Consider the following 18,624-nt stretch of genomic DNA (forward strand, 5'->3'; position numbering starts at 1 on the left):
GCGGTTCAGCGGGGCCCGTCCCACGGGCTGCCGTCTCTGTAGGTGAAGCGGGCGTTGCCGCCCTCGATTTCGATGCGAAGGTCGTGATCGGCGTAATGGGCCACCTCGGCTGGGGCCTTGGTGCCGAACACGAGAAAGGCGCCGGGCGTGTTGCCCGGGTTGGTCATGTGGTGGCCGTTGGCCTCGCCCGCAGGGAAGGCGGCGCAATCGCCCGGAGCCATCGGGTGGGTGCCATCCTCATCCACCAGCGCAAGCGCGCCCTCGGTGACGATGAGGAACTCATCCTCGTTCTCGTGCCAATGCCGCAGCGAGGCCAGTGCGCCCGGCTCCAGCCGCACGAGGTTGGCCCCGAATTGCGTCAGCCCGCCCATATGCCCCAGGCGCAGCGACGAACGCCCGGCCATCATCGCCGCATAGGGCTCGGGGTAGATCGAGCCGGTCTTGACCGGCGCAGCAGCAAGATCGAGCTTGCCGCCGGGCAGGTCCGCAGGGCCAGCAGTGGCGCCCTCTTCCATCACCCGTTCGCCGTGGGCGATCACCGCGCGGCGGGCATGATCGGGGTAGTGCACGACGTCGCGCCCGGCGCGCCACCCGGCCACAATGAAGCGCAGCGGAGTGTCGGCGCGGTTTTGCAGGTGGTGGGCGTTGGGCGTGCCCTTGGGCCATGCCACGCAATCGCCGGGGGCCAACAGGGTTTCGCCCGCGTTCTCCACCAGCACCGCCTCTCCCTCCAGCACCATCAGAAACTCGTCCTCCGCCTCGTGCCAGTGGCGATCCGACGACGCGGCACCGGGCTGGAGCGTTTCGATCACCACGCCAAACTGGGTGAGCCCGCCCGCCTCGCCCAGGAATATCTCCTCGTAGAGCCCGAGCCGCTCATGATCGCCGCTTTCGCGCGGCGCGGTGCCTTGGTCGATTACCGGCATCACGGGCTCTTCCGGGTCCGGCCGATGGCGTCGTCAAGCCCCGGCTCGGTGGTGGCGTATTGGCTGGATGCGATCTTCCACCTGCCCTCAACCTTGCGGAACAGCGTGAAGGCGGGCGAGGGCGGGTAGATCAGAGTGGTGCCGTTGAGCAGCCGGGTGATGTGGGTGGCCTTGATGGTCTCGGCGTTGGTGAACTCGGCGCTGATGCAGTCGCGCTCCAGCGAAGTCATGCCGATGTTGTCGAAGAACATCCGCACCCGCGAAAAGAGATCGTAGAGATCGGCCAGGTCGGAGATCAGCCGCGCGGTGCCAAAGGTGTGAACGTCACCCGGCAGCATGAAATGCGGCGCGAAGGCCGAGAAATCATTGGCCTCATAGGCCGCCGCCGTCTCGTCCAGCAGGTGCTGGGCGATGGCGCGGGCCTCGTCCTCCAGTGTTTCCGTTCCGGCCTCGCGGGGCATCAGACGCGCTCGATGATGGTGGCCGCGCCCATGCCGGAGGCGACGCAGAGCGTGGCAAGGCCCAGCTCCTTGTCTTGCCGCTCCAGCTCATCCAGCAGCGTGCCGAGGATGATCGCGCCGGTTGCGCCCAGCGGGTGGCCCATGGCGATGGCGCCGCCGTTGGGGTTCACCCTTGCCGGGTCCACGTCAAACGCCTGCATGAAGCGCAGCACCACCGAGGCGAAGGCCTCGTTCACCTCGAAGAGGTCGATATCGCCCACGCTCATGCCGTTGTCGGCCATGATCTTCTCGGTCACCGGCACCGGGCCGGTGAGCATGATCGTCGGGTCGGTGCCGATCTTCGCCGTCGCCCGAATTCGGGCGCGGGGCTTCAGCCCGTGGGCCTCGCCGAATTCCTTGGAGCCGATCAGCACCCCCGCCGAGCCATCGACGATGCCCGAGGAGTTGCCCGCGTGGTGGATGTGGTTGATCCGCTCGAGGTGCGGGTACTTCATCACCGCGATCTTGTCGAAGCCGGGCATCACTTCGCCCATGTCCTTGAAGCTGGCCTTTAGCGCGCCGAGCGATTGCATGTCGGTGCCAGGGCGCATGTATTCGTCGGTCGCGAGAATGGTCAGGCCGTTTTGGTCTTTCACCGGCACGATGGTCTTGGAAAAGCGCTCGGCCTCCCAGGCTTCGGCGGCGCGCTTCTGGCTTTCCACGGCCAGCGCGTCCGCCTGGTCGCGAGTAAAGCCGTATTCAGTGGCGATGATATCGGCGCTGATCCCCTGCGGCACAAAGTAGTGCTTCATCGCAACCGATGGATCGACCGCCACGGCAGCCCCGTCAGAGCCCATCGGCACCCGGCTCATGCACTCCACGCCACCCGCGATGTAGCCTGCACCCGCGCCGCCCTTCACCTGGTTGGCGGCGAGGTTCACCGCCTCCAGACCGGAAGCGCAGAAGCGGTTGATCGAGAGGCCAGGAATGCGCTCGTCGAGGTCGGAGGCGAGCACGGCGGTGCGGGCAAGGCAGCCGCCCTGCTCCTTCACCTGGGTCGCATTGCCCCAGATCACGTCTTCCACCGCGTGGCCTTCGAGGCCGTTGCGTTCTTTCAGGGCGTTCAGAACCCCCGCCGAAAGGGTCATCGCGGTGACCTCGTGCAGCGAGCCGTCCTTGCGGCCCTTGCCACGCGGGGTGCGGACGGCGTCGTAGATATAAGCGTCGGACATGGTGTCTCCTCTCAAGCCCGGTCGGCTGGCGAGCCGGGCATCAGGTCGTAGGGGGATTCCCAGCCGGGCTGGGCGCTGATGCGCGTCAGCCAGGCGTCGATGGCGGGGAAGTCGGCGCGGTCAAAGCCGAAGGGTTCGAGGTAGAAGAGATAGCCGCAGCAGGCGAGGTCGGCGATGGTGAGGCTGTCACCCGCCACCCAGTCGCGGCCCGTCAGGTGGCTCTCCAGCACCTTCAGTGCGGCCTGGGTGCGACCGGAGATGAAGGCGATGGCCTCGGCCGGGCGCTTGTCTTCGGGCAGGAAGTTCATCAGGAAGCGCAGCGGCCCCTGCTGGCCAGAGCCTTTCTGGCAGTCCCAGAGGATCCAGCGGAGGATCTCGGAGCGCGGGGCGTCCATAAGCTTGCCGGTCTTCTCGGCGATGTGGAAGAGGATTGCGCCAGACTGGGTGATGGTTTCGTCCCCATCCACCAGCACCGGCACCTCGCCCATCTCGTTGATTTCTCGAAACTCCGGGCTGCGTGCCTCGCCGTTGAAGAAATCGACATAGACCGGCGCCCAGTCGAGCCCCGCGAATTGCAGGGCAAGCGCCGCCTTGTAGGCGTTGCCGGATTCGCCGAAGCAATAGAGCTTCATGGTCATATGGTGCCTCCCGTGGCTTCGGTCGGAGCGGGGGCTCTGCCCCCACACCCCCGGAGATATTTTCAGCAAGAAAATGAGGCGGGTTCGGGCAATTGACACCCGGGCCGCTCTCCTCCGCTTTGGCCGCATTCAGTCAGGAGTTGACGCGCACGGCAAGGGCGACGTCACGTTGTTTTGGCCGCTCAGGGGCGCGGGCTGCGGTTGAGCCGGGTGGTGAGCGTGATCTGGCCGCCCGACGGGTCAAAGATCAGCGAGGTCGGGCACCACTGGCCGTGGCAGGGGCGATCCCATTCGATGAAGGTGGCGATACCGGGCGGCTGGGAGGGCTCGGGGCGCGAGGCGCGGGTGAGGGCGAAGATGTAGGGGAAGTGCTCGGTGAGGATGTAGCGCATATGGCGCGCGGTCTCTTCGCCCGGCGGAGTGGGGAGGCGCCAGTCGATCCGGCAGCTCTCGCCGAGCGCGATGGAGGGGTGGCCCTCTTCCTCGTCGCGGAGGATATCGCCTGTCGCGGAGAGATAGGTGGTAGGTGTGCGAGGCCCCGGCGTGCCGAAGAGGTAGGCCCGCGCCCCGTAGGCGGCGAAGCCCGAAGGCAGCACGGCCTCGGGCGGGGCGCCCGCCTCGGCGGCAAGGCAGGTGTTGCGGAAGATGCGCAGGAGGAGGATGGCGCCCATCTCGTCGGGTCGGGGTGTGGCGGGCGTGCCGAACCGCTCTGGCTGGAGGTCTTCGTAGCCGGCGATCCCGGCTGTCGTCTCCAGCATGCGCGGAGTCTCGGTGATCTCCTGTGCGGCGGCGGCAGGTGCGAGCGCCAGCCAGAGGGCGAGCGCCCGGCGCATCAGATCTCCTGCGCGGCCAGCTCGGCCTTGAAGGCGCGGAGCCGGTGGGGGAGCGTCTCTTCGTGCAGCACCGAGGTGGCGTTTTCGAAGAGGAAGCTGATGGCGAGGTCCGGCGTGAGGCCGCTTTCCTCACAGAATCGCTTGAGGTTGCGGTGCGCGCCCTCGGTCAGCGTGAGTTGATGCTTGCGGGTGAGGCGGAGCTTGTGGGCCACGTCTGTCCTTCTTGATCTGGGGTGGGCGGGGGAGGGCCCCCGCCCCTTGGTCCCAGCCTAGAAGGCCTCGGCGGCAAGGTCCATCACCGGCTCGGCGCCGCTCTCGATGCGCTTGAGGTGCATCGCGGTCGCCGGAAGACGGCGGGCCATGTAGAAGCGCCCGGTGGCCAGTTTCGTGCGGTGGAAGCCCTCGTCGGAGGTGCCCGCCTCGAGCGCGGCGAGGCTCGCCTTGCTCATATGCGCCCACATCAGGCCGAGGCAGACATGGCCGAAGAGGTGCATGAAGTCGTAGCTGCCCGCGAGCGCGGCATTGGGGTTCTTCATCCCGTTCTGCATGAAGAACATGCCTGCCGCCTGCAGATCCTTCGACGCCTGCTTCAGCGGCTCAAGGAAGCCAGATTTCAGCTCGAGGTTGCCCTCGTTCTCCTTGATGAAGCCCTTCACCATCTCGAAGAAGGCCATCACGTGCTTGCCGCCGTCCTGCGCCAGCTTGCGGCCCACGAGGTCAAGCGCTTGAACGCCATTGGCGCCCTCGTAGATCTGGGTGATCCGGGCGTCGCGGACATACTGGCTCATGCCCCACTCTTCGATGTAGCCGTGCCCGCCATAAACCTGCTGGGCCTGCACCGCCATGTTGAAGCCCTCGTCGGTGAGGAAGCCCTTCAGCACCGGGGTCATCAGCGAAATCAGCCCCTCGGCATCGTCGTCGCCCGCGCGGTGGCTCTTGTCGATCAGATGGGCGCCCCAGAGCAGGAAGGCCCGCGCCCCTTCGACAAAGCTCTTCTGGTCCATCAGGTTGCGGCGGATGTCGGGGTGGACGATCAGCGGATCGGCGGGGCCATCGGGGTTTTGCGCCCCGGTCACGTCGCGGCCCTGGAGCCTGTCCTTGGCGTAGGCCAGCGCGTTCTCATAGGCGATGGCAGCCTGGGCGAGGCCCTGCATGCCCACCCCGAGGCGGGCCTCGTTCATCATGGTGAACATGGCGCGCATGCCCTTGTGCTCGGTGCCGAGCAGGTAGCCCTCCGCCTCGTCGTAGTTCATCACGCAGGTGGCATTGCCGTGGATGCCCATCTTCTCTTCGAGCTTGCCGCAGGTCACGCCGTTGCGCGCGCCCATCTTGCCCTCGTCATCGACGAGGAATTTGGGGACGATGAAGAGCGAGATGCCTTTCACCCCCTCCGGGCCACCCGGGATTTTCGCCAGCACGAGGTGCACGATGTTCTCGGACATGTCGTGCTCGCCGGCGGAGATGAAGATCTTCTGGCCGCTGATCTTGTAGCTGCCATCGTCTTGCGGCTCTGCCTTGGTGCGCAGCAGGCCCAGATCGGTGCCGCAGTGGGGCTCGGTGAGGTTCATTGTGCCGGTCCACTCGCAGCTTACCATCTTGGGCAGCCACTTGTCCTTCTGTGCATCCGTGCCATGGGCCAGAATGGCCGAAGCCGCTCCGTGAGTGAGGCCCTGGTACATGGTGAAAGACTGGTTGGCCGCCGAGAACATCTCGCCCACGGCGGTGCCCATCAGGTAGGGCATGGCCTGCCCGCCATATTGCTCGGGCAGGTCGAGGCCGGTCCAGCCGCCCTCCTTCATCTGCTCGAAGGCCGCCTTGAAGCCCTCGGGGGTGCGCACGACGCCGTTCTCCAGCTTGCAACCCTGCACGTCACCGACAGGGTTGAGCGGCGCAAGCACCTCACTGGCCAGTTTGCCCGCCTCTTCCAGCACGGCACCGGTAAAATCGGCCTCAAGCTCATCATAGCCGGGAATCCCGGTTTCGGTGACCTTGAGCACGTCATGCAAAATGAACTGCATGTCCTTCGTGGGTGCGGTGTAGCTGGGCATCTTGGTCCTCCCTGTAAGGCCGGGTTACTCGGCCGCTTCCTTCACGTTGTTGCCCGCGAGCGTGCCTTTGCCCCAGTCGATCTGGGCCTTCAGCTCGGTGATGGCCACCGCAAGCTCTGCGCGCTGGGCTTCCATCTCGTCCACCCGCTGCTCGGCCATCTGCACCGAGGCCTCAAGCTGGCGGTGCTCGCCGTTCTCCATGTCGTAGAGGTCAAGCAGCTGGCGAATGTCTTCGAGCGAGAACCCGAAGCGCTTGCCGCGCAGGATCAGCGTCAGCCGCGCCTGGTCGCGCTTGGTGAAGAGCCGCTTCTGGCCTTCGCGCACCGGAAACAGCAGCTCCTTGGCCTCGTAAAACCGCAGGGTGCGTGCCGTCACATCGTAGGCGTCACACATCTCGCGGATGGTCAAAAATTTCTCCGTCATGTCATGTCCTCTGAATAGCCCCTCAGGTGTGTCTTTTCCTGAACGAGCTGGGACATGATTAGTTCGGGGCGACCATACAAGCATCGCGTGCGCGGACGCAGTTGGAACGCTACGTCATTTACCAGTTGGTAAAATTTTCGGAAAGTTTCCCCCGCGTCATGCGCAACATTTTATGCCGCCAAATCGCTTTGAGCCGGTATCAAAACGGTTTGGTGGTTATTTATCATGATAATTAAGACGAGCCTATTGCGCCCGCCTCAATACAGCTCTCAGGAGAGTGAGGCGGCGGTTTCGTCGCGCAGCTGGCGCAGCTCGTCGATGGCCGAGTCGAGATCGGCGCGCTGCTTTTCCAGCTCCTCGATCTGGCGGTCGGCGCGCTCGATCCAGACTTCCAGCTGCGGGCGGCTGCCGTCGCTTTCATACATCTCCAGCCACTGCCGGATCTCTTCCAGCGAAAAGCCGAAGCGGCGCCCCCGCAGGATCAGCGTCATCCTGGCAATCTCGCGGCTGCCGTAAAAGCGCGACCGACCCTTCTTCTCAGGGTCGAGCAGCTCGATGTACTCGTAATAGCGCAGCGTCCGTGGCGTCACGTCGAAACGCGCGCACATTTCCTTGAAACTCAGCCGCTGTTCGGCCTTGGCTTCGGCCATGGGCGAAGGCTCCCCGGGTTGAAATCCCCACTCGAGGGCAAGCCTAAATCAGAGGCAGCCGCTTATCAATCATGCAGGGTTGCGGGCCGGGAGGCGGGGGCAGATAGTGGGCCGGGTGACGACAAGGGAAAGGCGGGGCATGAGCGAGTTGAACCTTGAGTGGGTGCAGTCCTTCATCGATGCGCTGCCCTATTCGAAGGCGCTGGGCATGAGGGCCGAGAGCGTGTCGGAAGGGCGGCTCACGATGTCGATGCCCTATGACACGGAGCTGATCGGCGATGTGCAAACCGGGGTGCTGCACGGCGGCGCGATCTCGGCGCTGATGGACAGCACCTGCGGCACGGCGGTGATGAGCCTGCCCGAAGGGTTCGGCACCGCCACGCTCGATCTGCGGATCGACTACATGCGCGCGGCCACGCCGGGCCAGCGGGTCTGGGCCGAGGCGGAGTGCTACCACATCACCCGCGCTGTCGCCTTCGCCCGGGCCACCGCCTGGGATGATGACCGCGAAAACCCCGTGGCCACCGCCACCGGCGCCTTCACCTACGGGCACATGGCCGCGCCGAAGACCCCGGAGCAGATGGAGGCGGCGATGCAGGCGCTGGCCGCGCGGCAGAAGGAGCTGGGCCAATGAAGACACCGGAGCCGGTTCAGGTCATCAAGGAGCGGCGCGACACGGCGTTGCACAGGCTGGTCGACGGCATTTCCTTTGCCCGTTTCCTCGGCATCCGCTTCGACCGGCGGGGTGATGAGCTGACGGCGGTGCTGCCCTTTGATCCCAAACTCATCGGCAACCCGATGCTGCCTGCGCTCCATGGCGGGGCGACGGCGGGCTTTCTGGAGATGGCCGCCGTGGTGCAACTGGCCTGGCAGGAGCTCTGGAGCCAGATCGAGGGCAGCCAGTTCGATATCGAGCGCTTCATCGAGGGGGGCGTGCCACGCTTGCCCAAGACCATTGATTTCTCGGTGGACTACCTGCGTGCCGGCCTGCCGCGCGATGCCTACGCCCGCGCCCGCGTCAACCGCTCGGGGCGGCGCTATGCCTCGGTGCATGTCGAGGCCTGGCAAGACAACGTGAATCGCCCCTTCGCCCAGGCCACCGGCCATTTCCTGATGCCGCAGCCAAGAACTGATGACGACGCGAACGGCGGCTGAAGAGGCCCTGGCGGGAAAGCCCGTCACCCACCGGCGCATCCTTCACATCGCGGTTCCCATCGTGATTTCCAATGCCACCGTGCCGATCCTCGGCGCGGTCGATACCGGCGTCGTCGGCCAGCTCGGTGACCCGGTGCCAATCGGTGCGGTGGGCATCGGCGCGATCATCCTCACCTCGATCTACTGGATCTTCGGATTTTTGCGCATGGGCACGGTGGGGCTCACCAGCCAGGCGGAAGGGGCCGGGGACGCGGCAGAGGTCTCGGCGCTGCTGGTGCGCGCCCTGCTGATCGCGGGCGCGGGCGGGGCGCTGCTCATCCTGGCGCAATGGCCCCTCTTTGCAGCCGCCTTCGCGCTCTCGCCCGCCAGCGCCGAGGTGGAGGCGGCGGCGCGGGGCTACATGGAAATCCGCGTCTGGTCGGCCCCCGGGGCCATCGCCGTCTTCGGCATGACCGGCTGGCTGATCGCCAAAGAGCGCACCCGGGGCGTTCTGGTGATCCAGCTCTGGATGAACCTCACCAACATCGCGCTCGACCTGCTGTTCGTGCTCGGCTTCGACTGGGGGGTGAACGGCGTGGCCTTCGCCACCTTCTTCGCCGAATGGACGGGCGCGGCGCTGGGGCTCTGGCTCTGCCGCGATGCCTTCGCGGGCGGGCACTGGCGCAACAAGGCGCTTGTCTTCGATCCGGCCCGCCTGCTGCACATGGCCAACGTCAACACCAACATCCTGCTGCGCACCCTGATGCTGGAGGTGATCTTCGTCTCCTTCCTCTTCCTCGGCGCCCGCTTCGGCGACGTGAAGCTGGCGGCCAACCAGATCCTGCTGCAATTCCTCTACGTCACGGCCTACGCGCTGGACGGCTTTGCCTTTTCGGCGGAGGTCTTCGTGGGGCAGGCCTACGGGCGCAAGAGCCCGGCGGCGGTGCGGCGCGGGGCGCTGATGACCAGCCTCTGGGGCTTCTGCACCGGCGCAGTGCTGGGGCTCGCCTTTCTGGCGTTCGGCGCGGCCATCATCGACCTGATGACAACCGCGCCCGGCGTGCGCGAGGCCGCGCGGGCACACCTCGGCTGGATGGTGCTGGCCCCCTTCGTTGGCGCGGCGGCCTGGATGTTCGACGGAATCTACATCGGCGCCACCCGCTCACGCGACATGCGCAACCTGATGTTCCTCTCGCTGTTGTGCTACGGCGTGGCGGTGGCCACGCTGATCCCGCTGATGGGCAACCACGGCGTCTGGGCGGCGCTGCTGGTGAGCTTTGCGGCGCGCGGGGTGCTCATGGGCTGGCGCTACCCGGCATTGGAGCGCGACGCGGCGGGCTAGCGGGTCGTCGGGGCAAATCCCGACCTACGGGCGTCTTGCTGCGGGCGTCGGTTTGGGTGGTGAGGGCGGATTGAGTATTTGCAGCAAGAAAATGCAGCAGGTCAGTCGAGGATCCTAAGCACATTCTCCGGCGGGCGACCAATGGCGGCGCGGCCTTTGTAGAACACGATGGGCCGCTCGATGATGATCGGATCGGCCGCCATGGCGGCAAAGAGCATGTCTTCGGGCGTGTCGCCCGAAAGCGCCTTCGCCGGTTCCTCCTTGCGGCGGATCATCTGGAGCGGGCCGAGACCAAGCTCAGCGGCGGCGCGCTCCAGCTCTTCGGCATCTGGCGGGGTGTCGAGGTAGAGCCGCACTTCGGGGGTATAGCCCTTCTCTTCCAGCAGCTTCAGCGTTTCGCGCGACTTGGAGCAGCGCGGGTTGTGCCAGATGACGGGGTTGCTCACAGCCAATCCTCCCTTTTGGTGCCGACTGCCTGGGAGATATGGGTGTAGCCGTGAGAGGCAAGGATCTCATCGAGGCCGTGGGCGATGCGGGCGGCGAGGCTGATGCCGTTATAGACCATCGCAGTGTAGAGCTGCACGGCGCTGGCCCCGGCGGTGATCTTGGCAAATGCCTGCTCGGGCGAGGCGATGCCGCCCACGCCGATGAGCGGAATCTGCCCCTCGGTCGCCTGCGACAGCCGCGCCAGAACGCGCGTGCTCTTCTCGAACAGCGGCGCACCGGAGAGGCCGCCCTTCTCCCCCGCATGGGGCCCGTGCAGCCCCTCGCGGTCCAGCGTGGTGTTCGTGGCAATGATCGCGTCGACGCTGGTGGTGCGTGCGACAATAGCGATATCGTCGATTTCCTGCGCGCTCAGGTCGGGCGCGATCTTGAGAAACACCGGAATGGGCCGCTCAAGCGCATCGCGGGCGGCCATCACCCCGTTCAGCAGGGCGGTGAGTGCGTCGGCGCCCTGCAGGTCGCGCAGCCTTTCGGTGTTCGGGCTGCTCACGTTGACGGTGGCGAAATCGAGCCTCGGGCCGCAGCGGGTGAGCACGGTGGCGAAATCGGCGGCGCGGTCCTCGCTGTCCTTGTTGGCGCCAAGGTTGAGCCCGATGGGGAAGCCCCTTGGCCGGGCCTCCAGCCGGGCGGCCATCGCCTCCATCCCTTCGTTGTTGAAGCCGAAGCGATTGATGGCGGCGCGGTCTTCGCGCAGGCGGAAGAGGCGTGGCTTGGGGTTGCCCGGCTGCGGGCGGGGCGTGATGGCGCCCAACTCGATGAAGCCGAAGCCCGCGCGGGCAAGCGGATGCATCGCGGTGCCATTCTTGTCGAACCCCGCCGCGAGGCCCACCGGGTTGGGCAGGGCGAGGCCCGCGATCTCGTTGGCGAGCCTTGGCGAGGTGACGGGGCCGGGCAGGGGGGCGAAGGGGCTGTTCAGGGCCTTCAGCGCGAGGCCATGGGCGCGCTCCGGGTCGATCCGGCGCAGGGCGAGGAGGCCAAGCTGCTCGACGAGGCTCACAGCATGCCTTCGGGGAAGATATGGCCCGCCTGCCCAAGCGGCAGCGACTTGTCCCAGACCACCTCCGAAAGCGCGAGCCGCCGATAGAGGTGCGGAAACAGCGCGCCACCGCGCGAGGGCTCCCACTTCAACGCCGCGCCAAGGGCATCCGGGTCGAAGGCCACCAGCACGAGGTCGGACTCGTCGGCAAAGTGCTTCGCCGCCGTTTCCACCACCTGAGCTGAGGTCGAGAAATGGATGAACCCGTCGGCCACATCCACCGGCGCACCCTCGGTCAGCCCCGCCTCGCGGAAGGCATCCCACTCGGGGCGGCGGAAAATCTTGTAGATCAGCATGGGCCGGGGATGCCCCGGAACGCGGTGGGGGTCAAGCGCGCGGCGTCACGCCACTGTCACCCAAACGCGCCAGTGACCCAGCGTTCACCCCCTTTGACTCTGCCCGCGCATGGGGCCAACATCACCGCATAATCCAACCGGGAGCTAAAAAAGATGTCCTCCAAGATCCTCTCCTCCGTGGCCGCGCTCGCGCTGAGCGCCGGGGCCGCAAGTGCCGAGTATTCCCTTACGATTCTTCACACCAATGATTTCCACGCCCGCTTCGAGCCGATCTCCAAGTATGACGGCCCCTGTTCCGCCGAAGACAATGACGCCGGCGAATGCTTTGGCGGGTCTGCCCGCCTGACGACGGCGATGCAGGAGGCCAAGGCCCGCTCCAACAACTGGATCCTCGTGGACGGTGGCGACCAGTTTCAGGGCACGCTCTTTTACACCTACTACAAGGGCAAGCTCGCCGCCGAGATGATGAACCAGATGGGCTACACGGCGATGACCGTGGGCAACCACGAGTTCGATGACGGCCCCGAGGTGCTGGCCGGCTTCATCGATGCCGTCGAATTCCCCGTGCTGATGTCGAACGCCGACGTGAGCGGCGAGCCGCTGCTGGCCGATGCGATCATGAAGAGCACCGTGATCGAGCAGGGCGGCGAGAAGATCGGCCTGATCGGCCTCACCCCGCAGGACACCGACGAACTGGCCAGCCCCGGCCCCAACGTGATCTTCACCGCGCCGGTCGATGCGGTGCAGGGTGAGGTCGACAAGCTGACCGAAGCGGGCGTGAACAAGATCATCGTCCTGTCGCACTCGGGCTACGTGGTTGATCAGAAGGTGGCTGAAGGCACCACCGGGGTTGACGTGATCGTGGGGGGGCACTCCAACACCCTGCTGGGCAAGATGGACAATGCCGAAGGCCCCTATCCCACCGTGGTGAACGGCGTGCAGATCGTGCAGGCTTATGCCTACGGCAAGTTCCTCGGCGAGCTGAACGTGACCTTCGATGACGAAGGCGTTGTGACCGAGGCGGTGGGCGCGCCCATCGTGATGAGCGGCGAAGTGGTCGAGGACGAGGCCACCAAGGCGCGTATCGCCGAGGCCGCCGAGCCGCTGGAAGAAATCCGCAACGAGGTGGTCGCTGAGGCTTCCGAGGCCATCGAGGGCAACCGTGATGTCTGCCGCGTGATGGAATGCTCCATGGGCAACCTCGTGGCCGACGCCATGCTCGACCGGGTGAAGGATCAGGGCATCCAGATCTCCATCGCCAACTCGGGCGGCCTGCGCGCCTCCATCGATGCGGGCGAGGTGACGATGGGCGAGGTGCTCACCGTGCTTCCCTTCCAGAACACCCTGTCGACCTTCCAGGTTTCGGGTGCGGTCGTGATGGACGCGCTCGAAAACGGCGTGAGCCAGGTGGAAGAGGGCGCAGGCCGCTTCCCGCAGGTCGCCGGCCTCAAGTTCACCTTCGACGCCGCAGCCGAGCCGGGCAGCCGGGTCAGCGACGTGATGGTGCAGGAAGGCGAAGAATGGCTGCCGCTGGACGCGGAGAAGACCTACGGCCTCGTCTCCAACAACTACGTCCGCAACGGCGGGGATGGCTACTCCATGTTCGTCGACGCTGAGAACGCCTATGACTTCGGGCCCGACCTTGCCGATGTAACCGCCGAATACATCGCAGCAAACGCACCCTACCAGCCCTACACTGACGGGCGCATCACCCAGAAGTAAGGCTGTCAGAACAGGGGGAAAGGGCGCGCTTCGGTGCGCCCTTTTTCGTGGCCCGGGCTCAGAGAGAGCTGCGCAGGTTGCGCTTGCATTCCGCCGGGCCCGCGCTGCGCTGCGAATAGGCGGTGACGCCGCAGCTCTCGCACCGAAATTCCTTCAGCGCACCCGAGCCGCCCGTGGGCCGCCAGCGGCATTTCCGGCGGCGCAGCACCCTGTTGGCCAGAGGGTCAAGCCGCGATGAAAGCTCGCTGCGGGCGCGGGCGCGGCCCCAGTTCCACCAGACGAAAAGGCCGATGACGGCGAGGGCGGTGAGAATAGCAGGCACGGGCAGACAGGCTCCGGTTTTCGCAGTTGGGGCACAAGAGTTGCAGATTGCCCGGCGCCCGGCAAGTCAGGCAGCTACCACCAGAGGTCGGCAACGCAGCGCACATCGCCGGGCACCGGGGCGAACTTGCCCAACCCGTCGAACTTGCGGATCGGGATGGAGGCCACCTCTGCCGGATCGTCGGCCAGCCGCAGGTTCACCGCCATCCGGATACGCCCGTCCGCGCGGGGCGCAAAGGCGCGACCGAACAGGAGGCAGCCGCAGGCGGGGCAATGGTTGAAGCTCATGCTGGCCGCCTCGGGCCGGTGCCATGCCCGGGTGTCGCCCGAGGTAGACAGCCCGGCATCCTCCCAGCCGTAAGCCCAGAGCACGCCGTAGCGGCGGCAGGCGGTGCAGTTGCAGGCCGTCGCCGCCTCGGGCCGGTCCTCCAGCTGCCACCCGGCGGCCCCGCAGAGGCAATGACCGGTCAGCACAGGGTCAGCGCGATGCGGTCAGCCCGGCGGTGCAGCGGGCCGATCCGCCCCGCCCATGGGTGCGCGAGAGCGCCCCGCAAGACTGGCATCGAAGCGCCCCGGGCCCTTCGGCGGCCCAGTGGCAGGGGAGGGTTGCGGCAGATGAAGGCAAGTGAGCGCGTCGCGCGTGGCGGCGTTTCCGGCGCAGGAAGATGAACAACACGGTGCATAGGCTCAGTGCCCCGAGAACATAATAAAACATGACCAGAACCATTCACTCTGTCAAACTCGCCCACAGCCTGAGCCGCCGCCGAACCCGATGCAAGACGCAACGTCAACCAGTTGACTTTGGCCGGTCACTGACGCTCATTCGCAACGAAACCGGGGCAATTCGGAGCCGTGAAACATGGAAGGACGCTGCACCTGCGGAGAGATCCGCTATCGCCTGACCGACAAGCCGCTGTTTACCCATTGCTGCCATTGCACCTGGTGCCAGCGCGAAACCGGCTCGGCCTTCGTGCTGAACGCGCTGATCGAAAGCGCCTGCGTCGATCTGCATCACGGCAAGCCCGAAGAGGTGCTTACCCCCTCGGCGAGTGGCAAGGGCCAGATCATCCACCGCTGCCCGCGCTGCAAGGTGGCGCTCTGGAGCCATTACGCCGGGGCGGGCGAGCTGATGGCCTTCGTCCGCGTCGGCACGCTGGAAGAAGCCGGGGCGCTGCCGCCCGACATTCACATTTTCACCGAAACCAAGTTGCCCTGGGTGGTGCTCCCGGAGGGCGTGCCCGCCATGCCCGGTTTCTACCGCCGCTCCGAGCACTGGCCCGGCTGGGCAATTGCCCGGCGCGAGAAGGCGCTGGCGCACCGGATGTAGCCCTTGCCAACGCGCCGCGCCGGACACATCTTTGGCCCATGGACCACCCGCTGATAGATCTCATCACCGCCAAGATCCGGGCCGCCGAGGCGGAGGGGCAGTTTGACAACCTCCCCGGCGCGGGCAAGCCGCTGCCAAAGGTGGACGACCCTGAGAACGCCGTGATGCACCGCATCCTCAAGGAGAACGGCGCGGTCCCCGAGTTCGTATCGCTCTCCCGCGAGCTGGCAAGGCTGCGCGAGGAACTGCGCGAAACCGGCGACAGGACGCGGCGGGCCGAGATCGTCCGCGAGATGTCGATGACCGAGGTTAAGATCGAGCTTGCCCGCAAGCGCGGCTGACACCCATGTGCGGCCGCTTTGCCATCACCCTGCCCGATGAAGCCGTGGCGCAACTCTTCGATGCGCTGCCCTCCAACGATCTGCCCGAGGTGCCGCGCTATAACGTCTGCCCCACCACGCCCGTCGCCACGGTGACCAGCGCCGAAGGCGCGCGGCGGCTGCGCCCCATGCGCTGGGGCTTCATTCCGCATTGGTACAAGAGCCCAACCGACGGCCCGCTGCTGATCAACGCCCGCGCCGAGACCGTGGCCGAGAAACCGGCCTTCCGCACCGCCTGCCGGGAGCGGCGCTGCATTGTGCCGGCCTCGGGCTTCTATGAATGGACGAAAGACGCCGAGGGCAACCGCCTGCCCTGGTACATCACCCGCGCCGACGGGGCGCCGATGGCCTTCGCCGCGATCTGGCAGGACTGGTCGCGCGAGGGAGAAGACAAGATGGAGGGCCCCACCTGCGCCATCGTCACCTGTGCCGCCACGCACGAGATGGCCGAAATCCATCACCGCACGCCGGTGATCCTGGAGAAAGGCGATTGGGCCAAATGGCTGGGCGAGGAAGGCAAGGGCGCGGCACCCCTGATGCAGCCGCCTGAGCCGGGCACGGTGCGGATGTGGCGGGTGGCGCCCGCCGTCAACTCCAACCGCGCCACCGGCGAAGCGTTGATTGCGCCCATCAAGGGATGACACGGCAAAAGGGCCGCTCCCCGGGGAGCGGCCCTTGCGTTCGCGCGGCTGACGGGTGTCAGTTGTTGGCGTCGGCCTCGAAGTAGATCTCGCCTTCGTCCAACTCGCCGTTGGCGTTGGTGTCGCGGATGTCGATGCCCGCTTCGATCACACCGTCAAACGGGTCGTCGCCGGCCTCCTGGCTGTAGTCGAGGAAGTAGTTTTCATCGAGGGTGTACTCGAGCGACATGGAGTCGGTCACGGTGAACTCCACTGCCACGCCGGCGGGGATTTCGCCGGTGGACCAGCTCATGTCGGTCGACCACACCACATGGGCGCCGCCGTCGTCGTTGGTGAAACGCACGGTGTCGCCCGGCGTGGCATAGACCACGGGCGGCATCAGGTCGTTGTCGAGGATGTTCACCTCATGGGTGGCCGCCGTGGATGCACCGGCGGAGAGCGCCGCTGCGAGGGCGGCGAAAGTCACGGTTTTGCGCAGCATCGGAGCCTCCTTGATCTGCGATTGGGCCCCAACCCAGTGTTCCTGAGATCGTTTAGTGCCGGGTAAATCTGGCGGAAAAGCGGCGCCGATACGACAATTTGAGAATAAAAAGGCCGGTTTCAGGCCTGCGCGGATACCAGCGCCAGCCCCGGGATGTCGCCGCCCGAGCCTTCCGGGCCATGACGCAACGCGGCGTCGAAGTTCTGCCGCGCGAGGCGGGCATGCTCTCGCCCCAGGGCCTCGGCCCGGCTGCCCTCGCGGGCGCTGACCGCGGCCAGCATCGCGCGATGCTGGCTTTGCGCGATGATCAGGGAGCGACGAAACTCAAGCTGCGCGGCTTGGCTGCCGAGAAAGGCCGAGGGCGAGGCAAGCGGCAGGCGATGGGCGCGCAGCGCCTCGCGCTCCAGCAAGGGCGAGGCGGCGAGCCGGGCGAGGGCGGCATGGAAGGCCGCGTTCAACTCGGCATAGCGCTCGAAGTCGAGCGCCTGCGCACCCGTAGAGATGACAGCCTCGATCTCTTCGGCCAGAGCGCCCGCCTCGGCCAGGGCCGCCGGGTCTGGTCCGCGCTCGGCGGCCAGCCGCAGCACGGTGCCCTCAAGCACGCCACGCAGTTCGATCGCATCGGCAACGTCGCCTCGCGTGAGCGCCCGGACGGTGCTGCGCCCGCTGGCCCCCCGCTCCAACAGCCCCTCCTCGATCAGCAGGGCCATTGCCTCGCGTGCAGGCGTGCGCGAGATGCCCAGCATCTCCGCCGCGGCCGTTTCCGAAAGGTGCATCCCGCTGGGCAGCGCGCCCGACAGGATGCGATCTCGCAGGTCGCGCGTGGCATGGTCGATGGTTCTTGTTCTGGACCCGTCAGGCATGCGCGCACTCCCCCACAACCCGCTCATAATGTATACCGTTGGAGCGGTCAGGCCAAGCAAATTCACGAATTATGTGGAATTGTCGCTCCAACGGTATACAGTTTACGGTGAACCGGGCGAGTCGGAGGTGCCGCCTGAGAGGGAGGACAGCATGAGCGAAGCAGTGACCGAGGTCGAGGCAGGCGGAAAGCCGGTGCCTGTGGACGAAACCATCAACCTGGCGGATCTGACACGCGATCCCTACCCGATCTACGCGCGCCTGCGCCGCGAGACGCCGGTTGTCCGGGTGCCGGGGATGAACCGGATCCTGCTGACCAAATGGGCCGATACAAAATATGTGAAGGACAATCCCTCGATCTTTTCCTCGAACGATCCGATCACGCCCATGCACCGGGCCTTCCGCGCCCACACGCTGATGCGCAAGGACGGCGAAGAGCACAAGTGCGAGCGCATGGCGATGCAGGGCGCCTTCAGCCCCAAGGTGATCACCCAGGATTGGGTGCCGCGCTATCAGCAGGTGGCCGAGGACTATCTGGAGAGGCTGCCCCGGGGCGAGGTGGTCGATCTCTTCCCGATGCTGGCCGCGCCCTATGCCGCCCGCGGCCTCGCCGTGCTGCTGGGCACCGAGGAGGCGACGGATGCCGAGATGATCCGCTGGTCGCAGGCGTTGATCGACGGCGCCGGCAACTTCGGTGAGGACGAGGCGATTTTCGCCCGCTCCGAGGCCGCGAATGACGAGATGGACGCGCTCTTTGCCCGGCTCGAACCCTATCACCGTGAAAACCCGAACAACTCGGCCTTCTCGGTGATGCTGAACGCGGAAAACCCGATTCCGCTGAGCCAGATCCACGCCAACATCAAGATCGCCATCGGCGGCGGCATCAATGAGCCGCGTGACGCCCTGCTGACCATTCTCTACGGGCTGCTGACCAACCCGGACCAGCTGGAGCAGGTGAAGGCAGGCGGCGACTGGGTAAAGGCCTTCGAGGAAGGGGTGCGCTGGGTTGCGCCGATCTCCGTCTCGGGGCGCTACGTGCTGGAAGATACCCAGATCCGTGGCTTCCACATCCCGGCCCATTCGACCGTGATGACCTGCCAGGCCTCCGCCAACTGGGATGAAGAGGTGTTTGAAGACGGCCACCTGTTCAAGGTCTACCGCGACAGGAACCCGCACCAGAGCTTCGGCAACGGCCCCCACTTCTGCCAGGGCACCCACGTGGCCCGCCGCGCCGTGGGGCAGGTGATGCTGCCGATGATTTTCGAGAAGTTCCCCAACATCCGACTGGCAGAGCCGGAAGATGTGGCCTGGAGCGGCTGGGGCTTCCGGGGCCCGCTTAACCTGCCGGTGGTGCTGGGCTGATCGGGGCGGCCGGGCCTGGCCCAGCTC

The 18,624-nt window shown here is 66.2% G+C and carries 24 protein-coding genes; 8 read left to right on the plus strand and 16 right to left on the minus strand.

The features are described from left to right. Positions 1-5 precede the first annotated feature (5 nt). The 9 genes from DYI42_RS24600 to DYI42_RS15680 all read right to left on the minus strand — a co-directional run bounded on the left by DYI42_RS24600 (position 6) and on the right by DYI42_RS15680 (position 7,190). Positions 6-926 carry a cupin domain-containing protein gene (locus tag DYI42_RS24600; RefSeq protein ID WP_213546932.1) on the minus strand — a complete coding sequence of 307 codons (921 nt, stop codon included), beginning with the start codon at positions 924-926 and terminating at the stop codon, positions 6-8. After that, the gene (locus tag DYI42_RS15645) at positions 926-1,387 is read right to left on the minus strand and encodes a hypothetical protein (RefSeq protein WP_213546933.1); all 462 of its coding nucleotides are present in this window, start codon (positions 1,385-1,387) and stop codon (positions 926-928) included. The genes DYI42_RS24600 and DYI42_RS15645 overlap by 1 nt, the downstream gene beginning before the upstream one ends. Continuing rightward, positions 1,387-2,598, minus strand: a complete 1,212-nt coding sequence (locus DYI42_RS15650; RefSeq protein ID WP_213546934.1) for an acetyl-CoA C-acetyltransferase — start codon at positions 2,596-2,598, stop codon at positions 1,387-1,389. The genes DYI42_RS15645 and DYI42_RS15650 overlap by 1 nt, the downstream gene beginning before the upstream one ends. Before the next feature lie 11 nt (positions 2,599-2,609). Further along, the gene (locus DYI42_RS15655) at positions 2,610-3,236 is read right to left on the minus strand and encodes a glutathione S-transferase family protein (protein WP_213546935.1); all 627 of its coding nucleotides are present in this window, start codon (positions 3,234-3,236) and stop codon (positions 2,610-2,612) included. A gap of 182 nt (positions 3,237-3,418) precedes the next feature. Continuing rightward, positions 3,419-4,069 (minus strand): hypothetical protein, encoded by a 651-nt coding sequence (locus DYI42_RS15660; protein WP_213546936.1) that lies wholly within the window; start codon positions 4,067-4,069, stop codon positions 3,419-3,421. Beyond that, positions 4,069-4,281, minus strand: a complete 213-nt coding sequence (locus DYI42_RS15665; protein ID WP_213546937.1) for a hypothetical protein — start codon at positions 4,279-4,281, stop codon at positions 4,069-4,071. The genes DYI42_RS15660 and DYI42_RS15665 overlap by 1 nt, the downstream gene beginning before the upstream one ends. 57 nt (positions 4,282-4,338) lie before the next feature. Further along, complete coding sequence (locus tag DYI42_RS15670; RefSeq protein ID WP_213546938.1) at positions 4,339-6,117, minus strand: acyl-CoA dehydrogenase C-terminal domain-containing protein; 1,779 nt, start codon at positions 6,115-6,117, stop codon at positions 4,339-4,341. A gap of 24 nt (positions 6,118-6,141) precedes the next feature. Next, a complete protein-coding gene (locus DYI42_RS15675) occupies positions 6,142-6,540 on the minus strand; it encodes a MerR family transcriptional regulator (protein ID WP_213546939.1) in 399 nt (132 codons plus the stop codon). Positions 6,541-6,809: 269 nt separating this feature from the next. Then, positions 6,810-7,190: a MerR family transcriptional regulator gene (locus tag DYI42_RS15680; RefSeq protein ID WP_213546940.1), complete on the minus strand. Its 381-nt coding sequence runs from the start codon at positions 7,188-7,190 to the stop codon at positions 6,810-6,812. Between the two features lie 139 nt (positions 7,191-7,329). Here DYI42_RS15680 and DYI42_RS15685 point away from each other — a divergent pair, with 139 nt between their 5' ends. From DYI42_RS15685 to DYI42_RS15695, 3 genes are read left to right on the plus strand one after another with little or no spacing between them, the layout of a single operon-like run. After that, positions 7,330-7,824, plus strand: a complete 495-nt coding sequence (locus DYI42_RS15685) for a PaaI family thioesterase (RefSeq protein WP_213546941.1) — start codon at positions 7,330-7,332, stop codon at positions 7,822-7,824. After that, complete coding sequence (locus DYI42_RS15690; protein ID WP_213546942.1) at positions 7,821-8,345, plus strand: PaaI family thioesterase; 525 nt, start codon at positions 7,821-7,823, stop codon at positions 8,343-8,345. The genes DYI42_RS15685 and DYI42_RS15690 overlap by 4 nt, the downstream gene beginning before the upstream one ends. Beyond that, the gene (locus DYI42_RS15695; protein WP_213546943.1) at positions 8,323-9,666 is read left to right on the plus strand and encodes an MATE family efflux transporter; all 1,344 of its coding nucleotides are present in this window, start codon (positions 8,323-8,325) and stop codon (positions 9,664-9,666) included. The genes DYI42_RS15690 and DYI42_RS15695 overlap by 23 nt, the downstream gene beginning before the upstream one ends. Positions 9,667-9,767: 101 nt before the next feature. Here the strand turns inward: DYI42_RS15695 and arsC are convergent, their stop codons facing one another. Genes arsC through DYI42_RS15710 form a run of 3 tightly spaced genes read right to left on the minus strand, consistent with a single transcriptional unit; the run spans position 9,768 to position 11,502 of the window. Further along, entirely contained in the window at positions 9,768-10,112 is a 345-nt protein-coding gene (gene arsC / locus DYI42_RS15700) for an arsenate reductase (glutaredoxin) (protein WP_213546944.1), read from the minus strand. Then, complete coding sequence (locus tag DYI42_RS15705; RefSeq protein ID WP_213546945.1) at positions 10,109-11,167, minus strand: quinone-dependent dihydroorotate dehydrogenase; 1,059 nt, start codon at positions 11,165-11,167, stop codon at positions 10,109-10,111. Before DYI42_RS15705 ends, arsC begins: the two co-directional genes overlap by 4 nt. Beyond that, positions 11,164-11,502 carry a DUF952 domain-containing protein gene (locus DYI42_RS15710; RefSeq protein WP_213546946.1) on the minus strand — a complete coding sequence of 113 codons (339 nt, stop codon included), beginning with the start codon at positions 11,500-11,502 and terminating at the stop codon, positions 11,164-11,166. Before DYI42_RS15710 ends, DYI42_RS15705 begins: the two co-directional genes overlap by 4 nt. 153 nt (positions 11,503-11,655) lie before the next feature. Between DYI42_RS15710 and DYI42_RS15715 the strand changes: the two genes are divergently transcribed. Continuing rightward, the gene (locus DYI42_RS15715; protein ID WP_213546947.1) at positions 11,656-13,224 is read left to right on the plus strand and encodes a bifunctional metallophosphatase/5'-nucleotidase; all 1,569 of its coding nucleotides are present in this window, start codon (positions 11,656-11,658) and stop codon (positions 13,222-13,224) included. A 58-nt stretch (positions 13,225-13,282) separates the two neighbouring features. On the opposite strand, the gene DYI42_RS15720 is transcribed toward DYI42_RS15715, so the two are convergent. After that, positions 13,283-13,546 (minus strand): hypothetical protein, encoded by a 264-nt coding sequence (locus tag DYI42_RS15720; RefSeq protein WP_213546948.1) that lies wholly within the window; start codon positions 13,544-13,546, stop codon positions 13,283-13,285. A 74-nt stretch (positions 13,547-13,620) separates the two neighbouring features. After that, complete coding sequence (locus DYI42_RS15725) at positions 13,621-14,019, minus strand: GFA family protein (RefSeq protein WP_213546949.1); 399 nt, start codon at positions 14,017-14,019, stop codon at positions 13,621-13,623. Between the two features lie 385 nt (positions 14,020-14,404). Here DYI42_RS15725 and DYI42_RS15730 point away from each other — a divergent pair, with 385 nt between their 5' ends. From DYI42_RS15730 to DYI42_RS15740, 3 genes are read left to right on the plus strand one after another with little or no spacing between them, the layout of a single operon-like run. Continuing rightward, positions 14,405-14,872: a GFA family protein gene (locus tag DYI42_RS15730; protein ID WP_213546950.1), complete on the plus strand. Its 468-nt coding sequence runs from the start codon at positions 14,405-14,407 to the stop codon at positions 14,870-14,872. A gap of 38 nt (positions 14,873-14,910) precedes the next feature. Beyond that, the gene (locus DYI42_RS15735; RefSeq protein ID WP_213546951.1) at positions 14,911-15,213 is read left to right on the plus strand and encodes a J-domain-containing protein; all 303 of its coding nucleotides are present in this window, start codon (positions 14,911-14,913) and stop codon (positions 15,211-15,213) included. A 5-nt stretch (positions 15,214-15,218) separates the two neighbouring features. Next, positions 15,219-15,893, plus strand: coding sequence for an SOS response-associated peptidase (locus DYI42_RS15740; RefSeq protein ID WP_213546952.1), 675 nt, complete (start codon positions 15,219-15,221; stop codon positions 15,891-15,893). Between the two features lie 58 nt (positions 15,894-15,951). On the opposite strand, the gene DYI42_RS15745 is transcribed toward DYI42_RS15740, so the two are convergent. After that, entirely contained in the window at positions 15,952-16,374 is a 423-nt protein-coding gene (locus tag DYI42_RS15745) for a cupredoxin domain-containing protein (protein ID WP_213546953.1), read from the minus strand. A 119-nt stretch (positions 16,375-16,493) separates the two neighbouring features. Next, complete coding sequence (locus DYI42_RS15750; RefSeq protein WP_213546954.1) at positions 16,494-17,237, minus strand: GntR family transcriptional regulator; 744 nt, start codon at positions 17,235-17,237, stop codon at positions 16,494-16,496. Positions 17,238-17,388: 151 nt separating this feature from the next. Here DYI42_RS15750 and DYI42_RS15755 point away from each other — a divergent pair, with 151 nt between their 5' ends. Next, positions 17,389-18,597, plus strand: coding sequence for a cytochrome P450 (locus tag DYI42_RS15755; RefSeq protein WP_213546955.1), 1,209 nt, complete (start codon positions 17,389-17,391; stop codon positions 18,595-18,597). Positions 18,598-18,624 lie beyond the last annotated feature (27 nt).

Source organism: Vannielia litorea (assembly GCF_018424695.1).
GTDB classification, from domain to species: Bacteria; Pseudomonadota; Alphaproteobacteria; order Rhodobacterales; family Rhodobacteraceae; genus Vannielia; species Vannielia litorea_A.

Coding starts and splice junctions, on each gene's coding strand:
- DYI42_RS24600 (WP_213546932.1), bottom strand. CDS start 926: ATGCCGGTAATCGACCAAGGCACCGCGCCGCGCGAAAGCGGCGATCAT.
- DYI42_RS15645 (WP_213546933.1), bottom strand. CDS start 1,387: ATGCCCCGCGAGGCCGGAACGGAAACACTGGAGGACGAGGCCCGCGCC.
- DYI42_RS15650 (WP_213546934.1), bottom strand. CDS start 2,598: ATGTCCGACGCTTATATCTACGACGCCGTCCGCACCCCGCGTGGCAAG.
- DYI42_RS15655 (WP_213546935.1), bottom strand. CDS start 3,236: ATGACCATGAAGCTCTATTGCTTCGGCGAATCCGGCAACGCCTACAAG.
- DYI42_RS15660 (WP_213546936.1), bottom strand. CDS start 4,069: ATGCGCCGGGCGCTCGCCCTCTGGCTGGCGCTCGCACCTGCCGCCGCC.
- DYI42_RS15670 (WP_213546938.1), bottom strand. CDS start 6,117: ATGCCCAGCTACACCGCACCCACGAAGGACATGCAGTTCATTTTGCAT.
- DYI42_RS15675 (WP_213546939.1), bottom strand. CDS start 6,540: ATGACGGAGAAATTTTTGACCATCCGCGAGATGTGTGACGCCTACGAT.
- DYI42_RS15680 (WP_213546940.1), bottom strand. CDS start 7,190: ATGGCCGAAGCCAAGGCCGAACAGCGGCTGAGTTTCAAGGAAATGTGC.
- DYI42_RS15685 (WP_213546941.1), top strand. CDS start 7,330: ATGAGCGAGTTGAACCTTGAGTGGGTGCAGTCCTTCATCGATGCGCTG.
- DYI42_RS15690 (WP_213546942.1), top strand. CDS start 7,821: ATGAAGACACCGGAGCCGGTTCAGGTCATCAAGGAGCGGCGCGACACG.
- DYI42_RS15695 (WP_213546943.1), top strand. CDS start 8,323: ATGACGACGCGAACGGCGGCTGAAGAGGCCCTGGCGGGAAAGCCCGTC.
- DYI42_RS15710 (WP_213546946.1), bottom strand. CDS start 11,502: ATGCTGATCTACAAGATTTTCCGCCGCCCCGAGTGGGATGCCTTCCGC.
- DYI42_RS15715 (WP_213546947.1), top strand. CDS start 11,656: ATGTCCTCCAAGATCCTCTCCTCCGTGGCCGCGCTCGCGCTGAGCGCC.
- DYI42_RS15730 (WP_213546950.1), top strand. CDS start 14,405: ATGGAAGGACGCTGCACCTGCGGAGAGATCCGCTATCGCCTGACCGAC.
- DYI42_RS15735 (WP_213546951.1), top strand. CDS start 14,911: ATGGACCACCCGCTGATAGATCTCATCACCGCCAAGATCCGGGCCGCC.
- DYI42_RS15740 (WP_213546952.1), top strand. CDS start 15,219: ATGTGCGGCCGCTTTGCCATCACCCTGCCCGATGAAGCCGTGGCGCAA.
- DYI42_RS15745 (WP_213546953.1), bottom strand. CDS start 16,374: ATGCTGCGCAAAACCGTGACTTTCGCCGCCCTCGCAGCGGCGCTCTCC.
- DYI42_RS15750 (WP_213546954.1), bottom strand. CDS start 17,237: ATGCCTGACGGGTCCAGAACAAGAACCATCGACCATGCCACGCGCGAC.
- DYI42_RS15755 (WP_213546955.1), top strand. CDS start 17,389: ATGAGCGAAGCAGTGACCGAGGTCGAGGCAGGCGGAAAGCCGGTGCCT.